Consider the following 12,604-nt stretch of genomic DNA (forward strand, 5'->3'; position numbering starts at 1 on the left):
GGCATTTGTTCACAACTCTATTTCCTCGCGATCGCCTAAATTAGAACTGGCAGAAACTAGAATTTTTGTAGCTGTACCACGAATTTTTTCGATACATTCTGAAATGCCAGCTATAGTAGGTTCATCAAATAGGTGACGCAAAGGTAAATCTACAAGGAAGGCTTTACGCAAGTGAGATATTACCTGAGTGCCTAACAAGGAGTGTCCGCCCAACTCAAAAAAGTTGTCATAAAGTCCTATCTGTTCAACACCAAGAAGTTTTTGCCAAATGTCGGCAACGGTTTGTTCTACTTCATTTCTAGGCGCAACATAGACTGTGTTTAAATTCGGTCTTTGGTGGTTAGAAAATAAATTTTTCTCAATCGATGCTTTTGTATTTCGTAGGGATTCAAGCTTGATCCATCGGTCGATTCTAGTTTGCAATTCTCCTGTTGAGACAATTATTTGAGGGACACCAGGCATAGATAAAATACGTTCCCAGGCTTTTATCCCTTCCTGTAATGTCATAGAATTTGTATCTTGCTGTTCTTCTTTAGTTTGCCAGCCATCCCAGTTTATACTCTGCCATAAGCAAGAATTTCCTTGGTTACGCTGATGAACAAAAGCATCCATAAAGATGTTGGCTGCGGAATAGGCAATAAATCCTAATCCTCCCAAAATTGATGATAAAGATGATGTTAATAGACAAAAATCTAGCTTTTGCTCTTGCAAAACTTTTTCTAAGACAAATAATCCGTAGATCTTAGAATGGAATTGTAATTGAGCTTCAGTGATGGAAGTTTCTTGAATAGTGTAATGAGAATTGTTCGGGTTTCCTGCTGCATGAATGACACCATGAATTGCACCAAAGCGTGTAATAGCTGTAGCGATCGCATTGTGCATTTGTTGTTCGTTAGCAACATCAGCACTGATAACTAAAACTTCAGCACCTAATGTTTCCAGTGCTAGTAATTTTCGCAGCTTGCAACTCACAATATCTTGTTCATCATGAGTCACTAACCATTCACTCCACTGCTCTTTTGCAGGTAAATCTGTTCGTCCCAACAGAATTAACTTCGCCTGTACTTTTTCAGCTAAATATTCTGCCAACGATAAACCAATGCTACCTAATCCACCAGTAATTAAGTAGACACCTTCTTGCCTCAAGCTGATTTTGTCAGTCACACTTTGATCTAAGCGTGCAGCTTCATAGGTTTGAACCCAGCGATGATGGCCGCGGTAAGCAATGACATTCTCTGTTGGTTGTGCTGTTAATTCTCCTACTAACTGGTTTATCAGTTTCTCTGGTGGTTTGGTGTCAGCAACAGGAATTACCACATCAATATTGCAGCAGGTAATATGCGGATATTCCTGGGGAATTACCTTACAAGACCCAATCACTGTTGCTTTGTTTGGGCAGATGTTTTCTTCGCCAGTGACATCTTGTACATTACTGGTGATCACTATCAGCTTTGTTGGCTCAGTTAGATTTTGTTCTGCTAGCGCCTGTGCTAAGAAAAGTAGACTGTAGAAGCCGACTTTCTGACAATCATCGAAATATTGCGTCTGTTCACTAAGACTACTACTGACCAAACTATGGTGAGGTGTGACACTCCAAAAATGAGCGATCGCTTGTGGAATCAAACCTTGTTTTTGTAGTGTTTGCAGTAACGCATGATAGTCTTTGCGTTGTTCGGGATTGATTGTATAACTTCCATCGCCCAGTTGAGCAAACTGCTCGCCTATCTTGACAGTAATAACATTTTGACCATGTTGTTCTAGTCGTTTTGCTACTTCTGTTCCGACTCCATACCCATCCACAAAGACCAACCAGCATAAATTTTCCTGTGTCAATTCACCTGTTTGCAAAACTCCCAGTGGTATAGATTGTTGCCAGCGAGGGATGTAAAACCAATCAGCAATATCTGACTTTTTCTGTAATAGTTTTTCTGTTGACTTTGCCACAGAAGCTATGGGGTTTGCCTCAATCCAGTAGCGTTGACGCTCAAAAGGATATGTTGGTAAGGGTAGGCGATTCCTGCGGAAAGCTTCTCTACGAGACGCTGCGCGAACGCTAACGCATTGTTGATCGGCGTAAAAACCTGACCAATTCACTTGCACCCCAGCTAACCAGAGTCTACCCAAGGTGTTGAGTATAAATTCCACATCTGGCTTTTGCTCTTGGGGATGGCGGATTGAGGTTAGTACCAGCTGCTCATTTGCTTGGTGTTGCTTGATTAAGCTGCTCAAAGCTCGTCCTGGGCCAACTTCTAGTAAAATTCGTTCTGGCTGTTTGACTAACTCAGTCACTCCTTCACTAAAACGCACTGGTTGTCTGAGATGCTTCGCCCAATAATTAGGGTCAGTTGCTTCGGCTGTGGTAATCCAAGTTCCACTGACATTAGATAAAAATGGAATTTTCGGAGGATTAAGTTTAACTGTCTGTAACAGTTGATTAAACGGCTCAACGATTGGTGACATCATCGGAGAGTGAAAAGCATGAGAAGTGTGTAAAAGTCTACACTCCACACCTTTGTCGCGCAGTTGATGTTGCAACTGTTCTATAGAAGATACTGGGCCAGCTACAACACATAGAGATGGTGTATTGTAAACTGCGATCGTTAATTCTTCTGTTAGTAAAGGTTGAAGTTCCGCCTGTGATAGCGGTACAGCCAACATCGCCCCAGCCGGAACCTGCTGCATCAGCCGCCCGCGCATTGCCACCACAAACAAAGCATCTTCCAGCGAGAATACCCCAGCCAAGCAAGCAGCAACATACTCGCCAATACTGTGACCAATCATCACTTGTGGATGTATGCCCCAAGCCATCCACAATTGTGCCAAGGCATATTCCACCACAAACAGGGCAGGTTGGGCCATCGCCGTTTGTTTTAGCTGTTTTTCCACTTCTTGATTTTGCGCCGCATCAGGATATAGTAAATCTCGCAAATCTATTCCGAGATGCGGTGTGAGCAATCTACAACAATTATCAATCTGTTCTCGAAAAATTGGCTCAGTTTCATAGAGTTCTCGACCCATGTCCACATACTGAGTACCTTGTCCAGAAAACATAAACGCCACTGGGCAATGTTTTGGTTCCTGATAGTGGGTGAATACTCCTGGTGAACCTGGAGATTTCAATGCTTTGAGTGCATCATCAATGTTCTTGCATACCAACATCCGGCGATGGTCAAAACTTCTACGACCAACACCAAGGGTATAAGCGATATCAGCAAAATTCGCATTATGGTTTTGCTGTAAATAATCAACTAAATTTGTCGTAGCTGTTTCTAGAGCAGACTCAGTTTTAGCTGAAAGCACTAATAGCTGATAATTTCTCCCCTGCTTCCCTGCTCTCCTGCTCCCCTGCTCCATCACAGGTGCTTCTTCAAGAATTACATGAGCATTAGTCCCACCAATACCAAAGGAACTGACACCAGCACGGCGAGGAATACCCCTTACCTCCCAAGATGAAAGAGCAGTATTAACGTAAAAAGGACTGTTGGCAAAATCAATTTGGGGATTAGGTTTTTCAAAGTGTAAGCTGGGTGGAATCTGCTTGTGCTTGAGAGCTAACACAGTTTTGATTAAGCCAGTCACTCCGGCGGCAGCATCCAAGTGTCCGATATTTGTTTTCACCGAGCCAATTGCACAAAAACCTTTCTTTTTAGTGCTAGCTTGAAAAACCTGTGTAAGTGCTGCGATTTCAATCGGGTCTCCTAACGATGTACCTGTACCGTGGGCTTCAATATAGGTAATAGTTTCTGGCTCAACTTCTGCCACAACTTGAGCCATTTTAATTGCCTTTGCTTGACCACCGATACGGGGTGCAGTGTAGCTAACTTTGTTTGCGCCATCATTATTGATAGCAGAACCTTTAATCACAGCGTGGATACAATCTCTATCAGAGAGGGCATCTTCTAACCTTTTCAAAACCACAATTCCCACACCTTCACCGCCAATAGTTCCCTGTGCCTTAGCATCAAAGGCACGGCAGTAACCATCTGGTGAGCTAATGCTACCTTCTTGGTAGAAATAACCAGCTTTTCTGGATGAATTGATGGAAACACCACCAGTCAAAGCCATATCACATTCACCATTCAGCAAGCTTTGACAGGCTAGGTGTACAGCTACTAATGAAGTTGAACAGGCGGTTTGGACTGTATAACTCGGCCCAGTTAAGTTAAGTTTATAAGAAACGCGCGTAGTAAGGTAATCTTTATCACCAGCAATGCTGAGTTGATGACCACTAAAACTAAGATTTTGATTTAAATAAACATTAAGTAAGTAGCTACTGAGACTAGAGCCTCCAAAAACACCTATAGCACCTTTGTATATGTCTGAGTTATAACCCGCGTTTTCCAGTGCTTGCCAAGCACACTCTAAAAATAACCGATGTTGCGGGTCGGTTATTTCTGCTTCTCTAGGATTGAAGCCAAAAAAGGCAGCATCAAACAATTCTACATCTTCTAATAGAGATGCTGCTTTGACATAGTTAGGATTTTTCAAAACATCTGGATCAACTCCTGATGACAACAATTCTTCGTCGCTGAAAAAAGAAACTGAATTTACACCATTTTGGAGATTTTGCCAAAATTCCTCAACATCTTTAGCACCGGGAAATTTTCCTGATAATCCAATAATCGCTATTTCTGAACCGTTCATTTTTTTAATCCTCAATTATTTATAATGGATTTCATTTTTTGTAAACGTTTTTTTTGTTGCGCTTTTCCATCTAAGATTTTGTCAGTTGGAATATTAGTTTCCTGTACAGAAATTGTTTGTTGTTGAGATGAAGTTAAATAATCTGCTAAATAACTAATAGTTGGGTATCTGAACAGATCGAGGATTGATAAGTCAGTTTTAAATATTTCTCGTAATTGGTTATGAACTGTAATTAAGAGTAATGAATGCCCACCAAGCTCAAAGAAATTATCGTGAATACCTATTTTCTCGATTTTCAATACTTTTTGCCAAATATCTGCAATAGTCTGTTCTACCTCTGTTTGTGGTAGCAAATAAGCCACTGCTAATTCTGGACGGAAATTTTCAACTGCGGGTAGTGCTTTGTGGTCTACCTTACCGTTAGATGTCAAAGGTAGGATATCTAAAGTCACAAAAGCCGAGGGAATCATATAGTTTGGCAGCTTAGACTCCAAAAAGCGGCGCAGTTCAGGTATTGCTAGTGTCTGCTGCGGTTGTAGGGTGATATAAGCTACTAAAGTTTGATTTACTGATTCATCTTTCCGAACGACAACCACACTCGTAGATACATATGGGTGTTGTTTGATTGTGGCTTCAATTTCTCCCAATTCGATGCGGAAACCGCGAATTTTCACTTGGTCATCGATTCGTCCGAGACATTCCAAAACCCCATCTGGTCGGTAACGCGCTAAATCACCTGTTTTATACAGTCGTTCCCCTGGTTGATCAGAAAATGAGTTGGGAATAAACTTTTGTGCTGTCAATTCTGGCTGATTAAGATAACCTCGTGCTAATCCTAAGCCACCAATGTGCAACTCACCTACCACCCCAATCGGTACAGGTTGATAGTGTTGGTCAAGAACATATAACTGGGTGTTAGCAATAGGATTACCAATTGCTACTGAAGTGGAAAGATTTCCTTCTATCGGTACTTGGTAAATGCAACACCCTACAACTGTTTCTGTCGGGCCATATTCATTAACCAACATCGTCTCTGGTGCAAACTCTCGCCAGAAAGCAATATCTTCAGTCAACAAATTCTCACCACCAATAATGAAGGCTCTGGTGCGACCTGCGGCTTCTTGCGGTGATAACATCTGAGACAGTAACTTCAGGTGAGCCGGTGTAATTTTCACCAAACTTAAGTCAAAGTGGCTACGTAAAGCATTACCCAGAGTTTCAATACCTTGGTCTTGTGAGAGAATTTCTACCTGATTCCCCACTAGTAACGGAGAAAACAAGCTGGTAATTGTCAGGTCAAATCCTAAAGGAGAATGAACGATTGTTCCGGTACCTTGGTCAACATTATAAGCTTGGGTACACCAACTCAGGTAGTTAACTAGTCCTTGATGGTGAATTAATGTACCTTTGGGTTGGCCTGTCGAACCAGAAGTGTAAATGATGTAAGCCAGATTGAGAGTTTTAATCTCCCTGACTGGGTTATCTGTTGGCTGTTGAGTAATAGTTTCCCAATCAGTATCTAAGCAAATTACTTGGGTTTCATCTGTAAATGCTAAGTTTGCTGCTAAATGTTGTTGAGTCAGTAGTACAGGTGTTTGAGCATCTTTGATGATAAATGCAAGACGTTCTTGAGGATGGGTAGGCTCAATTGGTAGATATGCTCCACCTGCTTTGAGGATACCTAATAAGCCGATGACCATTTCTAGGGAGCGTTCAACACAAATCCCCACTGGTACTTCTGGCTTAACTCCTAATTGTTGTAGGTAATGGGCTAGTTGGTTAGCACGGTTATTAACCTCACTATACGTTAATTGCTGATTCTCACAAACAACAGCAATGTTATCTGGTGTACGGTTTACTTGCTCCTCAAATAAATGGTGAATACACTTATTTTGGGGATATTCAGCTTGAGTATGGTTAAAATCAACTAGTAATTGCTGTTGCTCAGTTTTTGTTAACAAAGGTAGTGAGGAGAGCGATCGACTAGGATTTGTAACTATACCCTCCAGTAAAGTTTTTAGATGGCCTAACATCGCTCTGATGGTGGCTACATCAAACCTGCTGCAATCATATAAAATCTTTAAGGATAACTCTGTACTTACCCCAACGGAAAAGGTGATGGGATAGTTTGTCGATTCTACAGACCGAATATTATGGATCTGCATTTGTGTAGCCCACTCTTTTAAGGAAGCGTCTACAGGATAGTTTTCAAATACAAAAATACTCTCAAACAGGGGCAAATCTCTACGAACTTCACTCCATCCTTGTACTTGTACTAGAGGGCTGTATTCATATTGTTGCGTCTGGAGTTGTTGCGCCTGGAGTTTTTGCAGCCAAGGAATCAGCAACTCATTCCCAAAAACCTGCGCCCGCACTGGTAAAGTATTGATAAACAGCCCTACCATTGATTCCGAACCAGCTAATGCAGGTGGACGACCAGCAGAAGTAGCTCCAAAAACAATATCTTCTTCACCGCTATAACGGCTCAGGAGAATAGCCCAAGCTCCCTGCACAACAGTATTTAAGGTCAACTTGTGCTGTCGCGCTAATGTTTGCAGGGCGACTGTTGTTACTGGTGATAGCTCTATTGATTCTTCCCCAGATCCTGTGGCTGAATTTGACAAACTCCCAATTCTCAACTGAGTGGGAGCAGTAAAAGCCTTCAGAAACTTACGCCAAAATGTTTCAGCTTGAGCTAAATTCTGCTGTTGCAGCCAAGCAATGTAATCTGCATAAGGACGAGAACGTGGTAATGGTAAAACTTGCCCTTGACAAAGTGATTCATAAGCCTGAAAAACTTGCTCAAGGACTAAAGCTGTAGACCACCCATCTAAAAGCAAATGGTGGCTGCTCCAAATAAAATGATAAGTCTCTTTAGCTACCTGAATTAAAATCAAGCGCATCAGGGGTGCTTGAGAAATATCAAATCCCTTTTGGCGGTCTGCTTGCAAAAATGCTTCTAGGGATTCTTGCTGCTCAACAACTGACAAGGATTGCCAGTCATATTCTTGCCAAGGTAAATCTACATATCTATGCACTACCTGAAACGGCTCTTTGTGCTGTTTCCAGTAAAAAGAGGTGCGTAAAATTGGATGCTGATTGATGACTTGTTGCCAACCTTGTCTAAAAGCTACAATGTTAAGAGTTTGAGTAAACGTATAGCAACTTTGAACAACATAAACCCCGGATTCCGGTGCGGAAAGCGTATGAAAGAGCAGACCCTGCTGGATAGGTGAAAGTGGATAGATATTTTCAATATTTTTCTTATTCATTAATAATTACCTTAGGGCTAACCAATTTCTGCCATTAATTGATCCAGTTCTTGTTGACTAAACTGCATCTGGGGAAAATCAGAAGGAGTGTAACCTCCAGTTTCGGGGAACTGACAGTGAGCAATGAGCGATCGCAACACTTCAATATATCCCTGAGCTAGTTTTTCAATCGTGGTTGGTTGATGTAATGCTTTGCTATAAGTCCAATTTATATTCAGTTGACCACAAACAATTAATGCACTTACCTCTAGCAGACAGTCGCGGTTTCCTCTAGGACTTTGTGTTTCTCCAGCAGATTCAGCAGTAGGTCGAAACATAGAGGTTTCAGAAATTACTTGGTCAAACTGGCCTAAGAAGTTAAATGTTACCTCTGCTTGGGGCAAAGCTTGTAGTTTATCAGCAATTGACTTTTCACTGAGATAACGCAATACACCATAGTTAATACCTTTACAAGGAATATTACGTAATTGTTCTTTTACTATTTTTAATGCTTCTCCAGTATCAAAAGTGGCTGTGATATCTAACAACACCGGGAAGATAGTAGTAAACCAGCCAACAGTGCGGGATAAATCCACGTTTTCTAAAATGTCTTCTCGTCCGTGTCCTTCCAAATTAATCAAAAGTGAACTATTACCAGTCCATTGATGAAATGTCTGCACAAGAGCAGTTAGCAAAATATCATTAATTTGAGTTTGATAGGCTACTGGTACTTCATGTAATAAAGATTCGGTTTTTTCCTGGGTAAGACTAACTGAAACGGTACAAGCTGAAGCTACAGTATTTTCTCCATTTAGATAATCAATAGGCAAAGAATAAATATTTTGGTAAGACTGACTCAACCAATAATTTATTTCTGCTTTGACAGTTTCCGAGTTAGCGTATTCTTGAAGTTTTTCAGCCCACTGTTTTATCGAAGTAGTTTTCGCTGGTAGTTGTATCTCTTGATCCTGACTGAGTTGTTGGTAAGCAGTTTGCAGATCTTCTAGTAAAATTCGCCAAGAAACTCCATCAATGGCGAGATGGTGAACAGTAAATAATAATCTATTGGGTTGTTCTGCACCCATTACAAATAAAGCAACTTGAACTAATGGCCCTTTTGATAAATTTAAGCTGGCTTGTAGAGCAGTAGCTTTAGCCTCCATAGCCTGCTTCTGCTCACTTTGGGGTAGGCTTGATAAATCAATCATCGAAAAAGGTGTTATTTGATCACAAGCAGCAATAATTGACTCCCAACCAGATTCAGTTTGCATAAAGCGCAAACGCAGTGCATCGTGGTGAGTCAGTAATTGGCAGATAACTTGCTCTAATAAAATTGGGTTACAACTTTGATCTACTTCTAGAAATACCGCTTGATTCCAATGATAGGAATCAACAAATACCTGTTCAAAAAACCAACTTTGAATGGGAGTTAGAGGTAGAGAACCGGTAACAAGGCCTTGTTCGGTTTCAATTTTTGTAATTGTACCTGCTACAGCAGCTAAATCGGCAATTGTCTGATATTCAAATATTTGTTTAGGGGTTAGCTGCAATCCAGCTTGTTTCGCTTTAGCAATAATTTGCAGACTCAGTATCGAATCTCCACCTAACTCAAAAAAATTGTCATTAATCCCAACTTTCTTTAGTCGCAGGGTTTCAGTCCATATCTGCACCAGCGTTTCCTCAATTGAAGTGCGGGGTGCGATGAAAACCGTTGGTAATTCGGGTCTAGCGGCATCTGGTATAGGCAGGGCTTTGCGGTCTATTTTACCATTTGGTGTCAGTGGTAATTTTTCTAAGAGTACAAAAGCAGAAGGTACCATATACTGTGGTAGTCTTGCTTTCAAGTATTGTCGTAACTGTGGTATCAGTTCACTATTATTTGCTGAGTCAAAATTCCCAGTAGCAGGAACAATATATGCTACTAAACGTTTGTCACCAGGGTTATCTTCTCTAACTATAACCACAGTCTCGTGGAGGGCTGTATATTTACTCAGTACTGCCTCAATTTCTCCCAGTTCAATCCGAAAACCGCGAAGTTTGACTTGGTTGTCAATGCGTCCCAAAAACTCGATGTTCCCGTCTGGAAGATAGCGGACTAAATCACCTGTTTTATACAGTCGCACTGGTGATTGTTGATTGAAGTTATGGAGTATAAACTTTTCTTGGGTTAAATCTGGGCGTTGATGATAGCCTCTGGCTAAACCTTCACCACCAATATAAAGTTCTCCGATAACTCCGATAGGTACTGGTTGCCAGTGAGCATCTAATATATAAAGTTTGCTGTTAGCATAGGGTCTACCAATTGGCACGAATTGGGTGGATAATTTTGTGGTTGATAAATTACAAATTGTTGCAACTATAGTGGCTTCTGTAGGCCCATACGTATTCATCAACTGGACTTTACTGCCAACTTGCTTTTGCCAAATTGTAACTTTTTCTGGGAGTGCTTGTTCTCCCCCAATAATCACCATTCGCAATGACTCTGGTAATGTACAGTTGCTATTTGCCAATTCAGAGACTATTAGATGCCAATACGCAGTTGGCAAATCCAATACTGTTAGTTTTAAATCCTTGCTCTTTTGCATGAATATGGATACAGAATCCAACATTTCATCTGTACGCAGTATCAAAGTTGCACCACAGGTTAGGCAGGGATAAATTTCTTCTGCTGCGGTATCAAAACTAATAGAGGCAAATTGTAGTATGCGATCGCTTGAGCTAATTTCATATTTAACTTTTGCTGCCTCAGTAAAACATACCAGAGACTGATGTTGAATCATTACACCTTTGGGTTGGCCTGTAGAACCAGAGGTGTAAATCAGGTATGCTAAATTTTCTGGTTGTACGTTGCTGGTTGGGTTAGATTCGTCTTCTTTGGCAATTAATTCCCAGTCTGCATCTAAATATATGACTTTTCCTTGATATGTGGAAATAGTTTCAATCAGTTGCTTTTGAGTGAGTAGGATACTACACTCTGCATCCTGCAACATGAACTCTAAGCGCTGCTGTGGTAGATCTGGGTCTAGTGGGACATAAGCTCCACCAGCTTTTAAAATACCTAAAAGTGCGATCGCCATTTCTAATGAGCGTTCTACACAAATACCTATTAATTGGTCGGGTATTACTCCTATTTTCTGTAGATAATGAGCTACTTGATTAGCTTGTTGATTTAATTGTTGATAAGTAAGACTTTTTCCAGCAAACTCTACTGCTATGGCATCAGGTGTTTGTTCAACTATACTTTCAAATAGCTGATGAAGACAAATATTTTGTGGATATTCAACTTTGTTACTATTCCACTCTACTAATAGTTGATGTTTCTCTGTATCTGTTAACAGTGATAAATCTTTGATTTCACTATGAGGATTATTCACCATCCCTTGCAACAATATTTGGAGATGTCCTAACATTCTGTGGATGGTGGCAAAATCGAAGCGATCGCTCTGATAATCTATCACAATTTCTAATTTTTTAGCAGGAATAACACTAATAGTTAACGGATAGTTAGTGTTATCAACAGCACTAATACTTTGAATTTCTAAATTTCCTTGCCATTCTGTTAAAATCCGGTCTACTGGGTAATTTTCAAATACTAATATACTTTCAAATAAAGGTAAACCTCGCGGTATTTCGCTCCAGCCCTGCACTTCTACTAGTGGGCTATATTCATATTGCCGAATTTCTGCTAGTAGTGATTGCAATTTTCTCAACCAAGACAACAAAGATTCTTCAGCATCAATTTTCACTCGTACAGGTAGGGTATTAATAAACATCCCCACCATAGACTCAGCGTTGACTAAATCGGCTGGACGACCGGAGACTGTTACACCATAAACTACATCTGTTTCTCTACTGTAGCGGCTTAACAGTAAAGCGTAAGCTCCTTGGACAATGGTGTTGAGTGTAAGTTGATTTTGTCTGGCTAAAGATTGTAGTGCTGCGGTGGTTGTTTGCGAAAGCTTAATTACTTGCTGATTGTATTTCTCTGGTTGGTTGGATGAGTTTCCACTATTTAAATTAATTAGGGGTGTGGGTGCTGTAAAGCCCTGTAATGACTGTTGCCAAAATTCTTTTGCTTTATTTAAATCTTGTTGTTGTAACCAACCAATATAATCACCAAAGGAACTTTCTAATACTAAAAGTAAATCTTTACCTTGGCAAATTGATTGATAATTTTCTACTACTTGTTTTAATACTAAAGCTGTTGACCAACCATCTAAAATAAGATGATGCTTACTCCAAACAAAGTAATAAAAATCATCATTACAGCGAATTAAATTCAGCCGCATTAAGCATGGTTGTGTCAGGTCGAAATTGCAAGTGCGATTGCCTCCGGCAGTGCGCTCCGCGCAATCGCCTTGGGCGGGGCGTAGCCTATCGCTCTCCAAAAATCCCTGTAATTTCTGCGAATGCTCATTGGGGTTGATATCGCGCCAATCATGCTGTATTAGTGCTATTTTGACTTCTTTATGTACAACCTGTAAGGTTTTTTCTAGTTCTTCCCAATAAAAAGCTGTACGTAAAACAGAATGGCGATTGACTACTTCTTGCCAAGCTTCTTCAAAAGCTACAACATTGAAATTGCCCTTCAGGGAGTAACATAACTGAACAAAATAAACAGCCGATTCGGGAGCATATAAACTATGAAAGAGAATGCCCTCTTGTAGTGGTGACAGTTCATAAATATCTTGGATGTTTTCAGCTTTCAT

Annotated in this window: 3 protein-coding genes; all 3 read right to left on the reverse strand. The window is 40.6% G+C overall.

Annotated features, from left to right (window positions below):
- Window positions 1-9: 9 nt before the first annotated feature.
- Genes ACM0OS_RS05090 through ACM0OS_RS05100 form a run of 3 tightly spaced genes read right to left on the reverse strand, consistent with a single transcriptional unit; the run spans window position 10 to window position 12,604 of the window.
- The gene (locus ACM0OS_RS05090; RefSeq protein ID WP_414542079.1) at window positions 10-4,644 is read right to left on the reverse strand and encodes an SDR family oxidoreductase; all 4,635 of its coding nucleotides are present in this window, start codon (window positions 4,642-4,644) and stop codon (window positions 10-12) included.
- A gap of 11 nt (window positions 4,645-4,655) precedes the next feature.
- Window positions 4,656-7,916 carry an amino acid adenylation domain-containing protein gene (locus tag ACM0OS_RS05095; RefSeq protein ID WP_414542080.1) on the reverse strand — a complete coding sequence of 1,087 codons (3,261 nt, stop codon included), beginning with the start codon at window positions 7,914-7,916 and terminating at the stop codon, window positions 4,656-4,658.
- A gap of 17 nt (window positions 7,917-7,933) precedes the next feature.
- Complete coding sequence (locus ACM0OS_RS05100; RefSeq protein ID WP_414542081.1) at window positions 7,934-12,604, reverse strand: amino acid adenylation domain-containing protein; 4,671 nt, start codon at window positions 12,602-12,604, stop codon at window positions 7,934-7,936.

Origin of the sequence: Nostoc sp. CCY0012 (assembly GCF_963920855.1) — a bacterium.
In the GTDB taxonomy this organism is placed as follows: Bacteria; Cyanobacteriota; Cyanobacteriia; order Cyanobacteriales; family Nostocaceae; genus Cyanocohniella.